Here is a 15,665-nt window from a genome sequence, read left to right on the forward strand (position 1 = left end):
AGTGAGACAGAGGCTCTCCATTTTCTTTAGGTCAGTCCAGCTGTCGCTTATCGTGTTGGTATCTGTCCAGTTCTTTTTTGAGATAACCGTTACGCACATGATCAGGCACATCAAGAAGCTTCTCATTCTCCTCTTGTGTCACGTTGACCATTCGGTCTTTTTTGTCTTTGCGGCCAATGTTGAGCTCACTCATGAGATCATCAGGGCTGGAGACCAGAACGTTTTGCGGTGCTACATCCAGAACCACACCAAAAGCGCCATATACAAAACACTTTTCGTCACTCACAACAGAGGTGCAAATCCCATCTTTATTGTCTAGATATTCGGTTCCCTGAGCTGAAAAGCAGCCTTTTTGATTGATAAAATCATCCATGGAACCAGTACGCACAATAAACTTGAATGGCGCAGCACAACCACCTCGCTTTTGCAGGTCTGGTCTTGCAGCGGGGTCAGTGAAGTTCTCTCGTTCCCAAGTTTCGAGAAAGGCCTTCGTCTTCTCGTCCGGCTCGGCTTTGACCAGCTCAACTTTATGCTCTTGGGACTTTTTTCGCATAAATACTGCGCCGAGTTTGTCGAGTTTGGACACATGTGGACTTTCGCTAGCTCCGACGCCGGTAACTTCGGGCAGAGCGTGCAGCCAATTGACTTCCTTTTGATAGTTCTGAAGCGTTTTATTGAGTTTCTTCAGGATCTTGTTCGCAGAATCCACCTGAAAGTTCTCACAAAGCGTCTCTGCTTCACTGATCAAGCCGTTGGCTTCTTGATCAAGACTGAGGAATTTCTTGTGCCTTTTGCTCGGGATCTTCTTAGCAATGGCAAGGCTATCAACAATAGGTAATTCAATCGCCAGCTGAGCGAGGTCTTCCTTCACCCAGGGGATCTGCGCTTCCAAACCTTTATGGTTGGACTGAGCAACAGCAATGAGCTGCTCCATAGAGGAAACATTCTCTTGAATTTTGGAAAGCCTCGCCTCCGCGTTTTGGGGCTTTCGGCCTTTCAGCTCTTTTCGTGCAGCTGCAATACCCGAGCGTGCAGACTGACCTGCTTTTTTGAAAGGTGAGAAAACAGCGCTTTGGTTCTTGATCAACTCCGTGTTTGCGTACAGAGCATCTGCCGCTTTCTCCATAGAAGCGAGTTTTTCCAGTAGACTTGTAGGAGCGTTCACAACGTCGGCTTGGTGATGTTGTCCGACCTGCTCGCCCCCCTCTTCAGCAAAGGTCAGGTTCAAGTGACGAGCCATGTCGTTGGCCCATTTATGCTCTTGTTTGCTCAGTGTTTGCGGGGGCATCCATCAACTCCAAAGCATGAGTGTTTGCCTCCCACCAACTATTTAATGAGGCGAACACCAGTATTTTTCACGCTTTCAGTAAAGTACTACGCCCTCTCAAACGAATGATTTCCAGAATTTACGTATTTTCCCTCAAACTGGAGCTAAATGCTGTGATGGTGTGCAGAGGCTTTTAGCAAGCCTCTACTCGATCCACTCTACTGACTGCCCGTGCGGCCCAGTCCAGGCACGGGGTGTGCCGTTTTCGCAGAGGAGGAAGCGGCCTGAAGGGCGCGGGCCGGAGACTTTGTCGGCGAGTTGAGGAAGGACACCGGGGGCCTCGTTAGAAATCCAGTGAGCGTTGGAGTTGAGCATCAGATCGACAAAAGCATCCCGCTTGCTCGTGTCTCGGATGTAGTAGAGGACGGCGCTATGGAAGACCACTGATGTAGTGCCTGCTGGGATTTGCTCCAGCAAGGCTGGCAGATCAGCGAGAAGATCTCCTTTAACGAGTTGGATTTTCTGCTGCTTTGCCACTACGGTTGCTTTTTGTAGGCGGTGTAAGCGGTCCTCCTGCCCCGGCCAGATGAGCGTTTGGAGCCATGCTGAGGTGTCCTCATCCTGAAGGTTCAACGGGTTCAACTCCACCCCTGCACGCCAGGCGACTTCTGGTAGTTTGGTTGGCAGAGGGACATTACCAGCCGCCTGGCAATGCAACACTGGTGTATCGGGTGAATTCGTCTCAGGCGCCAGTGTGTGTGCGCCGTTGTTGTAGTCATAGGCATAGCGGTCGGGCAGCAAGCAGAGACCCGCGGACGCACCGACTTCGATCAATGAAAGTGGTTGTGGGAGGCGGGCGAGGAGTGGAAGAAGAACAGCGCAACGGCCAGCTTCGTTGGTCTGCGTGCTGCGCTTCATCATCTCTTGTTTGATGGCAGCGCTATGTCGTTGCAGAATTTCATCCAGCTCTGCCACTTCAGGAATGCGTCCTGTAACCCATCTTATAGCCGCAAAAAGGAGGTTGGGTTGCTGTTTGGCTTCCGGCAAAAGCATCAGGAAATCGTGGAAGATTGGCGAGCCGGCTATATGTGTCGCCCATTCTTCATAAATAGGTGAATTATCTTTGGCTTCATTAGAAGCAAAACCCAAGTATCCACGTTCAATCAATGAGGATAATATAGTCATGAAATTCCCTTTAAAAACATAAGGAAAGTCTAAGCTGGATATGCCTTCTGACGCAAATAAGCCCTTAGTGGAATGGGCCTGAAGAACCTCGTGCCGCCAGCGTTAGAGGAAGGCAGCACGAGGGGTGCTGGGAGGCCTTAGATTGGGTCTGCCAGCAGGTTCTTTTTGATATGGGCCAGTTCCTCGTCAGAAATGCCCAACGCATCGCGGCGATAGTTCTCAAAGCTGCCGTAGTCTTCTTTCATCGCTGCCAGCGCAGCAGTGATCTGCTCTTTGTGAGCACCAAAGGTTGGGCGCAGGGAATGTGGGCCGTTTGCGACCAGTTTGCTGAGTTCATCAAAGGTGTAGAGATTGGTGGTGAGGTAGTCACGCATGACATCTTCCTCGGAAAAGCCGAGAGACAACATCAGTACTGCTGCAACATAACCGGTGCGGTCTTTGCCACCAGCGCAGTGGAACATGAGCGGGTAGTTCTGCTCTTCCAAGAGCACGTGCATGAAACATGAGATCTGCGGCGTGAACTTGCGGGCGAAGTCCTTATAGCGGTCAATCCGAATGCGGTAGATGTCTATATCGTGGTCTTTGAGAAGCTGGTCAATCTCCTCAAACTTACCACTGAACCAGAGCGGACGGATTTGAGAGGCCACGTCCAGCGGCATGATTTTGGCGATGTCTGCCGGATCTGAACCGATTGGTAGGTTGATGTTAAAATCAACGGAGGAGATATGCTTATTGGGGTGCTTGTCCAACTCATCCAGAGCGCGCAGGTCAATGATGGTTTCGATGCCCAATGCGCTCAACTTTTCCTGATCAGCTTCAGTCAAGTTGTCCAACTGGTCAGAGCGGAAGATCAGCTGAGGCTTCAAAACCGGGCCATCTTTTGAGGTAGTCAGAGACCGGAAGTTCTCCAGTTTCTCGATTGGTTTAATAATCTCGATGGCATCGCAGTTGGATGGAATATCGATTGGCAGTTTGGTCTCACATGGCGCTGATTGTGCCATGGCAAGGCCTGCAGTCATGAGTGAGCCAATCATTGTTGCCGTTGCCAGCCCGATTATTCTTCGCATGGTCAATCCTCTCTGTTCGCAAATTTGGGTGACATAAAGATCAGTTTGACCTATGCAGTAAAGTTGAACTCCATCAGAATTTCAGATCGTGTTGAGGTTGGATGCCCAGTGTTGACCAGTTGGAAGCGTTTGTGACTGCCGCAGAGTTAGGGTCTTTCTCTGCTGCTGCACGACGGTTGGGTAAGGCTCAATCCGCTGTAAGTGCTGCAATTTCCAATCTGGAGATTGATCTTGGCTCCGATCTTTTTGATCGCAGCAGTTACCGTGCAGAGCTGACTGTCTCGGGTGTTTCCTTACTGGATTATGCAAGATCTATTTTGCAGAGCAGGCAGGACTTGCTTGTGAAGGCTGGCGCCCTTAGTGAAGGGGCAGAAGGCAGCCTCAAAGTGGTGTTTGAGTATGGGACCTATGTTTCTGAGATTAATCAGGTTTTTCATGATTTCGACAAGCAGTTTTCGAAGGTAGAGTTGCATGTCCAAACCACCTCTTTTGGTGATGTATTTTCCAGGCTGACGGAAGAGAGCGCTCAACTGGGGATTATTATCGAGCGGCACCCCTACAAGGAAGGCTACCACTTCCGTGGGCTTGGATTTGAGCGCCGGATTCCGGTTTGCCACAAGGACCATCCTCTCGCCGAGCTGAAAGAAGTCCGGTTGGTGGACTTGCGCGGGTACAGACAGATTATTTCTGGGACAGAGACTGACCGAAACTCACCTGAGTTTTCACGCCAGAAAGGGCCGCATCTGCTGATTACAGATAATCCGCGCGTGGCACACACCATGGTGCATGGCGGTGTGGGCTGGGCAGAGTTGCCTGCGCAGATGGTGGATGATGAGGTGAAGGCTGGTGCGCTGAAAGAGCTTTTCTATGATTTTCAGCAGAATGCCATTCTTAACAAGGTCTCTCTTGTCTGGGGCAAACAGCAGGCGCAAGCCCCTGCCTGTAAGTGGCTGATCAACCGGGTGTGCCAACTGCACCAGAAGACTTGGGTTTAGCGTCAGCGACCTTCTCAAAATACATTGCGAGCCTCTTTGTGCGCCTTTATCAGCTCTTCTACAAACACCCTGGTCTTGGCTGGGCGAAAGCGGCTGTTTGGGAAGAGCGCGTAAATTCCGCCTTCCTTATGGTGCCAATCCGGCAAAACCCGTTGCAAGCGACCTGATGCCAGATCTTCGCGGACCTGAAAGGACGGAAGGAGACACAGACCGCCGTGACTGAGAGCACATGCGTGCGAAGTCAGTGTGTTCCGGACTGTGATCGGCGGATTTTGGAGTACAAATTGCACCTCCTCCCCTTCAGCTGATTGCCACGATATTCCCGCAGGCAGCTTGCAGTGGTAGATCCAGTCTTTATCTTGCAGATCGGTTGGTGTTGAGATCGGTCCCATCGCTTCAACATATTGCGGTGAGGCCACAGTAAACTGCTGGAAACTGCCTATTTTCCTTGCGATGGCAGAGCTATCTTCCAACCAACCAACGCGGATGGAGACATCTATTTTCTCTTTAAGCTGGTCCAGTTTTTCATCCGTGAAGACCGCATTGACCCTGATTTTTGGATATTTTACCCTCAATCGCATGAGCGCTTTGGCGACGACGCACTGGCCATAATCTTCTGGCGCTGTCACTGTGAGTAAACCGCTGGGAACCTCTTGTTCATGCTGGAGTTCCTGCACCGCTCGTTCTGCCTGATCGAGAATTTCTGCGGCGTTTTCATAAAACCGCTGCCCTGCTTCTGTCACTTGAAGAGAGCGTGTTGTGCGCACCAGTAAGGCTGCGCCGAGCTCGTCTTCCAGTTTTGCGACTTGGTGACTGACGATGGCTTTTCCCAGGCCGAGCTTTTTCGCCGCTGCGGTGAAGGAACCACTTTCGACGACTTCAACAAAATGGCGGAGGCGATTGAGATTGTAGAGGCTCATATAATTGTCTCTATTTTGCAGACAGTATGTCGAAATTATCTGCATTCTACAGATAGTCAAGTTGTCCTAGGTTCCCCTGCAACAAGGAGAAACTTATGACGCACTCATTCCTCTACATCTACGATCCGCTATGTGGGTGGTGTTACGGCACAACTCCCAGACTGGCGGACTTGGCGAAGGACTACGAGGTTGAGATGTTACCAGCGGGCTTGTTTAGCGGTGCTGGAGCTCGCCCTCTGGATCGTTCTTTTGCCTCTTATGCATGGGCTTCTGACCAGAAGATTGCAAAGTTGACAGGGCAGACTTTCAGCAGTGCTTATCAAAGTCAGGCCCTGAATGGTGACGGGCAAGCACTAGATTCAACATTTGCGACACTCGCTATGACCGCATACTCGATCGTAGAACCAGCACGAGGGCCAGAGGCGCTGAAACTCATCCAAAAAGCGCGGTATGTGGCTAGTGAAGACATCACTGATCTTTCATTGCTGGTAGGCCTGCTCTCCGGTTCAGACTTTGCAGATGCAGCTGCCCTGCTTCAAAGCCATATGACGTCTGTTGAAGCAGAGACCGCACGGCGTGTTGCTCATGGCCAGATGGTTTTGAACCAGATGGGTGGGCGTGGTGCACCAGCACTTATTGCAGACGCACACGGCGAACGCATGCTGCTGCCCTCTGATCTGCTTTTCGGCTCTCATGAACAGCTAATGGGGGCTTTGAACAGCTTCTCTCACAGCATTCAGCAGGATTTTCCTGCTCTTTAACCCCAAGGAAAACAAATGATTAAATCTCTTGCTCTTGCTGCAAGCCTTGCAGCAACCGCTACTCTTGCGCCTGTTGCAACCTATGCTCAGGATACGACCGCCCTAACTTTTGAGGTCTACAACCCGGGTGATGAAGGTCTTTTCCCTGTTACCTCCACATTGATTGAAGGCCCAAGCGAAGCTGTTCTGGTAGATGCGCAGTTTCAACGCGGTGATACTCAAAACCTGATTTCAATCATCAAGGAGAGCGGTAAAACACTGACGTCCATTTATATCAGCCATGGTGATCCTGATTACTACTTCGGGTTGGATGTGCTGCGCGCAGCATTTCCTGATGCCAAGATTATTGCCACGCAGCCTACTGTCGAGAAGATCAAAGCCACTATTGAAGGCAAGTTTGCTTTTTGGGGGCCGATCCTGAAAGAAGATGCACCTCAGGATTTGGTCATTCCAGAAGCGATTGGCGGTAACGAGCTCAAAGTGGATGGAACACCAATTGAGATCTTTGGTCTTGAGGGACATGATCCATCTCACACCAGCCTTTGGGTTCCTTCAGAACGCACTGTTCTGGGTGGGGTACTTGTCTTTGACAACTCTCATATCTGGCAGGCTGATAACCCAACATCAGAGAAACGCGAAGACTGGCAGAAGAGCCTTGATGATCTTCTTGCTCTGAATCCGAAACGTGTGATCCCAGGTCATTTTATGGGCAAGACCAACAGCCAGACGGTGGGTTCTATTGCGTTCACAAAAGCCTATATCGCTGCGGTTGAGAAGAATGCAGCTCTTGCGAAAAACTCTGAAGAACTGGTGACATTGATGAAAGCAGAGTTTCCTGCACTGGAAGAGCGCAGAACCAGTGACCTTGCTCTTGGAGCCAAGGTGGTGATGGGCGAGATGAAATGGCCTGCTGAATAATCGAAGGCTTCAAGCCCTCGCAGTTTTCTGCGGGGGCTTTCCTGTCATTGTTTTCTAATTGAGCTTACTCAGGCACAAGTACGTTTCTTTCTACTCGCTCTTCTTACAGCAGAGCAATCCAGCGGCGGGAGATTTCCAGTCCCAACGCGTCGGTTCTTGGGCCGAACTTTGGGCCCTGCTCTTCCAGAATTTCGTTCCAGTGCGGCACCAGTTCGTTGATTGGGCCATGGAAGCAGCCGTTCCAATGGTTCACCTGATCGACAGAGCATTCGAAATGGAACTGGATGGCGTATGTGGCGCGGCCCATTTTGAAGGCCTGATTGGGTGTCATCTCGCTGGATGCCAGATGTACGGCGTCTTTTGGCAGAGTGTAAGTGTCTGTGTGCAGAATGAAGATGTGGTCGTCTTCCTCGAAGGCGGAGATGACGGGATCTTGTTTGCCTTGCTCTGAGACTTGCAGTGGTAGCCAGCCAGCTTCCACCGGATTGCCCAAAATGTTCTCACCGCCGAATGCACGTGCGATCAACTGGCTCCCGAGGCAGATGCCCATCACTGGTTTATCGGCTTCGTGAAATGCAAGGATCGTGTCACACACATCTTTCAGGAATGGGAACTCTTCATCCGCTCTGGCATGTTGCAAGCCGCCCAGAACAACCAGTCCGTTGAACTTTGAGATGTCAGTGGGAAGCGGATCATTTTGTGCCATGACACGCAGATCAATGGGCATTTTCGCGTGATCCAGCGCCTGTCCCAACAGGCCAAGCGTTACGTTTTCGCAGTTTTCAATAACGAGAACGGTCATTCCAACTTCCTGTCATAAGCAGCTGTGCTTTCTTTGTTGGGCATGCCGCATTTATCATTGTTTTGTAGAAATCCGACCTAAAGCCTCTGTGGGCTTCTTAAGGACGGGTTCTAAGCTTCGTTTTCAAAGGCTCGCTTCATGCGTTGTTCCAAACCGCGAACGACCAGAGACAGCGAGACTGTCATGATGAGGTAGAGATACGCAACCACATTGTAAGTTTCGAAAAACTGAAATGTGGAGGCAGAATAGATTTTGCCAAGCTGGGTGATATCTTGCACACCAAGCACGGAAACCAACGCACTTTCCTTGATGAGTGCGATGAAGTCATTTCCAAGTGGCGGCAGGATGTTCTTGAATGCTTGCGGCCAGATGATGAAGCGGAACGTATGCCATCTGGAAAGGCCAAGTGCCCGGCCTGCTTCCAGTTGACCGTCATCCACGCTCTCAATACCTGCGCGAAAAATCTCCGCAATGAAGGCAGAGTAGCCGATGGATAGTGCAATGATCGCACGCCAAAGCATGGAAAGATCGCGCACCCGCAGCTTGTCGACGATCTCCCATTCAATCAGCGGCCCCATGAGCCAGTTGTAAGCTGCAACCATTTGTGGGGCACCGACAAAGGCAATGTAGAAGAGCAGCACCAGCATGGGTACACCGCGCATGATCTCGGTATAGAACGAACACAACTCACGGATAGCGCGGTGTTTAGACCCTCGTCCTAATGCGATGACGAGTCCTACAATGCTGGCGATGATGAAAGAGACAAAGGTGACAAACAGGGTAATGCCGACACCTCTGAGAAGGGTCTCAAAGATCTGGCGATAATCACCGTTGGCGGCGATGAGCCAGAGAAAGAAAACTGCAAGAACAAATGATGCGAGCAACCACCAGGGAAGCTTGTTCAACCGGGATCTTGTGGCAGAACGCATGCCCATCGCGTTTCCTTTAAATCTCGTTTGAATTTCCTGAAGTGATGCGGAAATCCGTAGTCATACCAGAAGCAGATTGCTGGGTGTATTTGCGTGCGAAAATCGGTTTTGACGCTTCTGCAATACCCAGACACAAAATGGCGGGTCGCAAGTACCCGCCAAAATCAACCAGGTTATTGCTAGTTCTTGGACTTATAGTCGAAGAACCATTTTTGGTTCAGGGCATCCATGGTGCCGTCTTCGCGCATGGAGTTAAGTGCTGCGTTGATCGGCTCGCGCAGATCAGAACCCGGTGTCAGAATGAAGCCGAAATCTTCAGAGCCGATTGGACCGCCAACAACTTTAAAACTGTCTGGCGATGCACCCATGTAGCCTGCTGCTGCAGTTGCATCCATCAGCACCATGTCGACATCATCAGCACGCAATGCCTGAACAGAAGCACCAAAGGTTTCGAACAGTTGGATGCGCTTGTTGTTTTCATCGCCATCCAACACAGCATAAACAGCGGTGTAGAAGTTTGTGGTACCCGGCTGCGCGCCAACCAACAAGCCCGGATCGTCAGCAAAAGCTTTAGAGTTGTCGAAGCGGTCTTCATTCGCCCGCACCAGCATGAACATCTCGGAGGTCATGTAAGGATCGGTGAAGTCGATCTGCTTTTCACGCTCTTCGTTGATGGTGATACCATCCATGCCCACATCAAACTGACCCTGACGAACAGCTTCAATCATGCTGTCCCATGAGGCCAAGCGCCAGTCGACCTTCATGTTGAGGCGTTTCGCAATTTCGTTGAACGCGTCATATTCCCAACCGATGCCTTCACCGGTCTTGGGGTCTGCAAAGTTCAAAGGTGTGTATGCATTTTCGGTTACTGCAACAACGATGCGGCCCTTCAGATCTGGCAGATCCGTAGCGGAAGCTGCTGCTCCAAAACCGACAGAAAGAGCAAGAGTTGCTAATGCTAGTTTAAATTTCTTCATCATCGGGTATGTCCCCTCCAAGGAAAATTTGGCCACCACGTAGAAAAAACTGGCAGAATCACACCCGGCAGATGTTGACAGTTAGCCGATCTGTGAGCAATAGGATGCAGGTGATTGACCTGTAAAATACCGTAGTTAGCTTGAGTATTTACCCTGCAAATGCAGAGGCGGTCAACGAAAGCCTTGGTGATTTCCTAGGTTGTGCTACTGGTGTTAGAAGATACGGCTAAATGTCGTGGTGAACTTTTATAGACGGATATGTCGGTGCAAAAAGATCCCCTGAACAACGACGAGCCCTATCTTGAGGATGAGCACCACATGCCACTGGGCATAAGTTTGCTCAACTGGATCTCTGTCGGATTCCTGATCTATTTTCTTCTTTGTGCTGTAGGCCTTATTGAAGCGGGCTTTGTTGCTATTGGTCATCAGACAGCCGAGCAGATTTTTTCCTATGCTACCAATCCAATTGCAGGCGTGCTGGTTGGCGTTCTCACCACATCTTTAGTGCAGAGTTCTTCTGTCACCACGTCTATTGTGGTTGGCTTAGTTGCAGCAGGAATGCCGATCTCCATTGCTATTCCTATTGTGATTGGGGCCAACTTTGGAACGACACTCACAAACACATTCGTGAGCCTTGGTTATGCGCGGGATCGTGCAGATTTCCGGCGCGCCTTTAGTGCGGCGACGGTTCACGATGCGTTCAACCTGATTTGCCTGCTGATCTTTCTCCCGCTGGAGTTGGCCTTTGGCTTTTTGCAGAAGATCGCTATGGCTGTTGGTGAATTCTTTACGGCGCTCGATCCTGCCGACAATCTGATCACCGCAAACTTCAACTTCGTCAATTACTTAACCGAGCCCGTCATTGGAGAAATCCGTGAGCTAGCCTATGGGCTGGCGCAACCGTGGAACGGCCTCGTGATTGCGGCAATTGGTTTTGTGATGATTGTTATCAGCATCACGTTTGTGAGCCAGCTGCTCAAGCTATTGCTTGCCGGACATGCACGTCGTCTGGCTGAGACGATGACGTCTGTCGCTCCGTCCTCCGGCATTTTCACAGGGCTGATCGCGACCTTGCTGCTGCAGTCATCTTCAGCAACAACCAGTCTTATTGTGCCGCTGGCGGGTTCTGGTGTTCTGACAACAAAGCAGGTTTATCCGTTCACACTTGGCGCAAATATTGGCACTTGTTTAACAGCAATTCTGGCTGCATTTGCTGTGACTGGTCAGCGAGAGCTGGCGTTTGAGATCGCGATTGTTCATCTGGTCTATAACGTACTGGGTGTTGTGTTGATCTACAGTTTGCCATTCACGCGCTATTTGCCCGTACGCCTTGCCGAGTTTGTTGGTGACTTGGGTGCCCGTCGGTTTGTAGTTGCCGCCAGTTATGTGGTCGGTATTTTCTTTTTGATCCCCGCTCTTGGCATCTTCCTACTGAGCAGATAACCTAGCTCCAGTCATCTTTCCTTATTGCAGCGCTGTGCTCTTTCGTGTGCCAAAAGCTGCTCTCTATTTACATGAGCTTGTTGTTATGCCTTTGCAAAACCGTGTTGCTCCCAATGGTGAGCTGTGTGCTGTCCCTGCCCGTGGCATGTTCATGGGCAATCGTGGTGGCCGTATTCATGATCCAGAAACGCAGAAACTGACTGGCCGAACGCATGCCTCTCGCAGGTGGCTGTGTTGCTCTACCACCTATAAAGACTGGCACCGTGATGTCTGGGGCAAGTTTTATACGGAACTCTTCTTCTTTGACGAGGTGACTGCGCTGGCCGCAGGCCATCGGCCTTGTTTCTTTTGCCGCAAGGAGGATGCACGGCGCTTTGCAGAGCATTGGAAGTGCTGCGAAGGATTAGAGGTGCCGCCAAGCTCTGACGAAATGGATCTGGTTTTGCATTCGCAACGGTGCGGCCACAAGAAATCACCGGCTTCCCTTCCGCAGATCAATCCGCACGAGAATTGGCCGGAAGGTACTGTGGTTCATTGTGGCGACAAGTTTTATGCTCTGAGGAACCGTAAATGGTGGAGCTGGAGTTTTGAGGGATACACGGCGGCTGCCCGGGAGTTGCCCGAGGACGTTACTCTTATTACGCCGCCACAGATCATTGCGATCCTGAGAGATGGCTACAGCCCGAAATGGGGCATCTTTAATCTCTAATACTGACCTATAGACCTCTAAAGCATTCGTTTTTCAAATGAATAGATGACGTTTATTCATTTGTTTCATCTCGCGATTTCATGCAGGAAGTTGCTTGGAACACTTTGAATTGGCAGGAATATTTCATGACAAGTGCTAGCGACGTTGATGCAGGCATTGCTATTTCTCAAAAGCCTCAAGCACTTAGTATGTTCGATCTCGCCCTTTATGGCACAACCGTATTTGCGTGGGGCTTCAGCTGGTACGCCTTGAAGTTGCAGGCGGTCATTACCCCTGAGATTGCACTTTTCTGGCGGTTTCTGTTTGCGACAATCCTAATGTGGGGCTGGGCCATTTTTGGCGGCCATAAGATGGCCTTTCCGCTGCGGGCTCATCTGAGCTTTGCGGGGCTTGGTCTGCTGCTGTTTTCAACCAACTTCCTTTTGTTTTATCACGGCTCAAGAGAGCTGCCTTCAGGTTTGCTATCAGTGGTGTTTTCGCTTGCATCCGTGTTCAACATCGTACTTGGCTTCGTTTTATTCAAACAGAAAGTAAGCCGTGCGCTTGTGGTTGGTGCCATTCTTGGTTTCTCGGGTATTTGTCTGATGTTTTATCAAGAGATTGCGGGCAATACCTGGAATATCGCAGCGTTGGGCGGGCTTGGTCTGTGTGCTTTGGGGACCTTAAGCTTCTGTTTTGGCAACATCGTCTCTGCACGTGCGACTGCCAAAAAGATCTCGGTTATCTCAGCCAGTGCATGGGGTATGGTGTACGGCACTGTCCTTCTTGGTGTGAACGGCCTGCTACAAGGTGCCAGCTTTGAGGTTCCGTTTACGCCGGAGTTTATCTGGAGCTTCCTTTATATGGTGGTCATCGGCTCCATCGTTGCCTTTGGGGCTTATCTGACATTGCTCGGCCGGATCGGTTCTGCACGCGCAGGCTATGCGACAGTGATGTTCCCGATTGTGGCGCTTGGCGTTTCCACCGCGATGGAAGGTTACACCTGGACTGCAACATCCATTCTTGGCCTGATGTTTGCGCTGGGTGGCAACTGGATCGTGCTCAGCCGTTCTGCCAAAAAATAAGCCCGGCGTTTTGAACCACCAGACTTAAAGCACTTCAGTAGAGAAGTCGCTTATTCAGCGGCTTCTGTTTCCATTCCGTTATACTCCATCGTAACGTTGCCAATGGACGCTACGATGTGATGGCAAAGCGCATCATGAACCGGCTCGATTGCCATTTGAGATCTGATGATGGTGATATCGCAAGGTGGCAGTGGCGGCAGGCCTTCTTTTTCTCCAAGAATACGCTGTCCCTGACGCAACGCACTGGCTGGCAGGATCGCGATGGCCAGTCCGGCATTCACAGCACCAGCAAGAGCTGCGGCGCTGGCGCTGGTATAAACCACCTGATGCTGAACGTTCAGATGATCAAGCGCAGCAACGCCTGCCTGTCTCCATGAGCAAGTTGTTGGACCAACCGCAAGGCGCAATGGGCGCTGATCATGAACGATATGCTCACGAGAGCCAATCCATTGTAGAGGCTCACGGCGCACAATCTGTCCCGGTACACTGGTACAGTCACCGCTTGTGACGATTCCCACATCCAGATCACCCTTTTGGATTCGGCGCCCAATTTCGTTAGAGCTGGAACATTCCACATCCAAATTGATGCAAGGGTTCAGCCGATTAAATGCTGCAAGTACTTGTGGCAACAGTCGTTCTGCGTAGTCATCAGGTAAACCTAACCGGATTCGTCCGGCGATCTCAGGTTCATGAAACGCAGAGAGCGTTTCATCATTTAAAGCAACCATGCGCCGCGCATATTCGACAAGACGTCTTCCGTGCTCTGTTATCCTAGAGTTACGTCCGTCTTTCACAAATATTGGTTGTCCGATACGTTCCTCAAGCTTCTTCATTTGCATGGAAACAGCGGACTGAGTTTTATGTACGGCATCGCCAGCCTTGGTAAAACTTCCCAATTCTGCGACGGCCAGAAATGTTCTCAATTGATCAACATCGATCGAATAAGGCATGGGCTCCCTCCCATTTAACGATGATCAATCAATCACGATCTTGAATGGATTTCAATCGAAAACATTCTCTTGTTTGTCTAGAACTTTTCGGTGATATTTGACTCATCGAACGACACCGTTCCCTCTTTTTTAACCCCCTATACCAGTTCCAATGGATGGCCAGAGCAGCCTATCCAAACGGGAGAGTGATACCATGACGCTTGCATTCCCTACCCCTTCTGAATATCGCAACCCAAATCGCGCTAATGCAGGCACCTTTGAACCACTGACGCTGGCTCACACGTTGCACGTGCTGACAGCTTTGCCTCTAAAGCTCTGGAAACACTACCAGGATCGTCGCGCAATGGTTGAGCTTACACGCTTGGAAGACCGTATGCTGGACGACATCGGCATTACCCGCGATGACGTTTTCAGCGCGCTTTCTGCTGGAGATGGCAAAGACCCAAGCTGGCATCTGCGTATTCGCGCCAGTGAACGCCGCTGTGCCGAAATGGAAAAGCGCCGCCAACGCGCATAATTTTGTGGGAGCCTCAATTGGCGGCTCTACCCCTAATTGAACCGCCAAAAATTCATCACCCACATATGAAAAGGGCCTGCATTGCGCAGGCCCTTTTTCTTTTCCAATAGACGGAACTTATTCTTAGCAAGCTACTCAGGCAGAGGCTGCGGTTTTCTCGAAGGACTTCGCCAGATAATCACTCAAAGCGTTTGCTGCTTTGAAATGGCTTTCCTTACCGCGAACCAGCTTCACCACGTAGTTTGGCAGCATTGGCAGGCCTTCCAGTTCCAGCAGCCCGGCATCCGATGCAACAAGGGATGAACGCGGCTGAATTGTAATTGCCATGCCACTTGCTGCTGTCATTTCAACAAGACCTGGGTTGCTTGAACTGTATTGGATACGGAATGCGCGTTCGTCATCCTCAAGCGCTTCAACAGCTGCTTTTCGAATTCGACATTGTTCCAAGCCAACAGCCAATGGCAGTTCTCTTTCACTGGCAAGTTTGAAATTGCTACCAGCTGCCCAGACGAGACGCTCGCTGGAAAGAACACTCCCCTCACCAGCTTCAGCTTCGTCTGCAAGGCTGCCGATGATGGCAAGATCCAGTTTGCCTTCTCCCAAAGCCTTACGAAGATCTGCTGCCGGTGCGCAGACGATGGATGCTTCAGCTTTTGGATTGTTCTTAGAGAACTCGAAGATAATCTTTGCAGTTCTGGTTTCGTCAATGCCTTCCGCAAGACCAAGACGAACCTTACCGGTCACTTCGCGCTCCGAGAACATAGCTAAAGTCTCGTCATTCAAACGCAGCATCTGACGGGCATGGCGCAACAATAGCTCACCATCCTCTGTCAGTTTTGAGTGCCGCCCTTCTCTCCGGAAGACCGTGCGCTCAAGCTTATCTTCCATGCGACGCATTTGCATGGAAATCGCTGATTGCGTTTTATCAAGTTCTTCTGCTGCTCGTGTGAAGCTCCCAGTATCCGCAATCATTACCAGAGTTCGCAGAGAATCTAAGTCTAATAGTGCTGTCATGTCCCCAATCCATAACAATTTGATATGAATATACAGCAAACTGGTGGAAAGAAAACCGAGAGTTGGAATATATTACTTTATTATCGCAGTCTTTTCCCTCTCTTAGGGAGTTTAGAGCGACTCATCACAATAATTAATATAATCAAA

The 15,665-nt window shown here is 50.4% G+C and carries 16 protein-coding genes; 7 read left to right on the forward strand and 9 right to left on the reverse strand.

Annotated features, from left to right (window positions below; all coding sequences use genetic code 11):
* Nucleotides 1–31: 31 nt before the first annotated feature.
* The 3 genes from PsWM33_RS09085 to PsWM33_RS09095 all read right to left on the reverse strand — a co-directional run bounded on the left by PsWM33_RS09085 (nt 32) and on the right by PsWM33_RS09095 (nt 3,519).
* A complete protein-coding gene (locus PsWM33_RS09085) occupies nt 32–1,288 on the reverse strand; it encodes a hypothetical protein (protein WP_063300003.1) in 1,257 nt (418 codons plus the stop codon).
* A gap of 183 nt (nt 1,289–1,471) precedes the next feature.
* Complete coding sequence (locus PsWM33_RS09090; RefSeq protein WP_063295422.1) at nt 1,472–2,452, reverse strand: DUF2332 domain-containing protein; 981 nt, start codon at nt 2,450–2,452, stop codon at nt 1,472–1,474.
* A 137-nt stretch (nt 2,453–2,589) separates the two neighbouring features.
* The gene (locus PsWM33_RS09095) at nt 2,590–3,519 is read right to left on the reverse strand and encodes a tyrosine-protein phosphatase (protein ID WP_063300004.1); all 930 of its coding nucleotides are present in this window, start codon (nt 3,517–3,519) and stop codon (nt 2,590–2,592) included.
* Nucleotides 3,520–3,620: 101 nt separating this feature from the next.
* On the opposite strand from PsWM33_RS09095, the gene PsWM33_RS09100 reads away from it, so the two are divergent.
* Nucleotides 3,621–4,514, forward strand: a complete 894-nt coding sequence (locus PsWM33_RS09100) for a LysR family transcriptional regulator (protein WP_063300005.1) — start codon at nt 3,621–3,623, stop codon at nt 4,512–4,514.
* A 14-nt stretch (nt 4,515–4,528) separates the two neighbouring features.
* On the opposite strand, the gene PsWM33_RS09105 is transcribed toward PsWM33_RS09100, so the two are convergent.
* Complete coding sequence (locus PsWM33_RS09105; protein ID WP_063300006.1) at nt 4,529–5,434, reverse strand: LysR family transcriptional regulator; 906 nt, start codon at nt 5,432–5,434, stop codon at nt 4,529–4,531.
* Between the two features lie 95 nt (nt 5,435–5,529).
* Here PsWM33_RS09105 and PsWM33_RS09110 point away from each other — a divergent pair, with 95 nt between their 5' ends.
* Both PsWM33_RS09110 and PsWM33_RS09115 read left to right on the forward strand, forming a co-directional pair.
* The gene (locus PsWM33_RS09110; RefSeq protein ID WP_063300007.1) at nt 5,530–6,195 is read left to right on the forward strand and encodes a DsbA family protein; all 666 of its coding nucleotides are present in this window, start codon (nt 5,530–5,532) and stop codon (nt 6,193–6,195) included.
* 15 nt (nt 6,196–6,210) lie between these two features.
* Complete coding sequence (locus tag PsWM33_RS09115; RefSeq protein WP_063300008.1) at nt 6,211–7,113, forward strand: MBL fold metallo-hydrolase; 903 nt, start codon at nt 6,211–6,213, stop codon at nt 7,111–7,113.
* A gap of 103 nt (nt 7,114–7,216) precedes the next feature.
* Here the strand turns inward: PsWM33_RS09115 and PsWM33_RS09120 are convergent, their stop codons facing one another.
* The 3 genes from PsWM33_RS09120 to PsWM33_RS09130 form a co-directional block, all read right to left on the reverse strand.
* On the reverse strand, nt 7,217–7,915 hold the full coding sequence (locus PsWM33_RS09120) for a type 1 glutamine amidotransferase (RefSeq protein ID WP_063300009.1): 699 nt from the start codon (nt 7,913–7,915) through the stop codon (nt 7,217–7,219).
* Nucleotides 7,916–8,025: 110 nt separating this feature from the next.
* The gene (locus tag PsWM33_RS09125; protein WP_063300010.1) at nt 8,026–8,850 is read right to left on the reverse strand and encodes an amino acid ABC transporter permease; all 825 of its coding nucleotides are present in this window, start codon (nt 8,848–8,850) and stop codon (nt 8,026–8,028) included.
* A 173-nt stretch (nt 8,851–9,023) separates the two neighbouring features.
* A complete protein-coding gene (locus PsWM33_RS09130) occupies nt 9,024–9,821 on the reverse strand; it encodes a transporter substrate-binding domain-containing protein (RefSeq protein WP_208994486.1) in 798 nt (265 codons plus the stop codon).
* Nucleotides 9,822–10,079: 258 nt separating this feature from the next.
* Between PsWM33_RS09130 and PsWM33_RS09135 the strand changes: the two genes are divergently transcribed.
* From PsWM33_RS09135 to PsWM33_RS09145, 3 genes are all read left to right on the forward strand, one after another.
* A complete protein-coding gene (locus PsWM33_RS09135; RefSeq protein ID WP_057463765.1) occupies nt 10,080–11,264 on the forward strand; it encodes a Na/Pi symporter in 1,185 nt (394 codons plus the stop codon).
* An 85-nt stretch (nt 11,265–11,349) separates the two neighbouring features.
* Nucleotides 11,350–11,973: a hypothetical protein gene (locus PsWM33_RS09140; protein WP_063300058.1), complete on the forward strand. Its 624-nt coding sequence runs from the start codon at nt 11,350–11,352 to the stop codon at nt 11,971–11,973.
* 125 nt (nt 11,974–12,098) lie between these two features.
* Nucleotides 12,099–13,037 carry a DMT family transporter gene (locus PsWM33_RS09145; RefSeq protein WP_063300012.1) on the forward strand — a complete coding sequence of 313 codons (939 nt, stop codon included), beginning with the start codon at nt 12,099–12,101 and terminating at the stop codon, nt 13,035–13,037.
* Nucleotides 13,038–13,087: 50 nt separating this feature from the next.
* On the opposite strand, the gene PsWM33_RS09150 is transcribed toward PsWM33_RS09145, so the two are convergent.
* Nucleotides 13,088–13,987, reverse strand: coding sequence for a LysR substrate-binding domain-containing protein (locus PsWM33_RS09150; protein ID WP_057463767.1), 900 nt, complete (start codon nt 13,985–13,987; stop codon nt 13,088–13,090).
* Between the two features lie 193 nt (nt 13,988–14,180).
* Here PsWM33_RS09150 and PsWM33_RS09155 point away from each other — a divergent pair, with 193 nt between their 5' ends.
* Entirely contained in the window at nt 14,181–14,504 is a 324-nt protein-coding gene (locus PsWM33_RS09155) for a DUF1127 domain-containing protein (protein WP_063300013.1), read from the forward strand.
* A gap of 135 nt (nt 14,505–14,639) precedes the next feature.
* Here PsWM33_RS09155 and PsWM33_RS09160 read toward each other — a convergent pair whose 3' ends face one another.
* Complete coding sequence (locus tag PsWM33_RS09160; RefSeq protein ID WP_063300014.1) at nt 14,640–15,518, reverse strand: LysR family transcriptional regulator; 879 nt, start codon at nt 15,516–15,518, stop codon at nt 14,640–14,642.
* Between the last annotated feature and the right edge of the window lie 147 nt (nt 15,519–15,665).

Source organism: Pseudovibrio sp. WM33 (genome assembly GCF_001623165.1).
Taxonomy (GTDB): domain Bacteria; phylum Pseudomonadota; class Alphaproteobacteria; order Rhizobiales; family Stappiaceae; genus Pseudovibrio.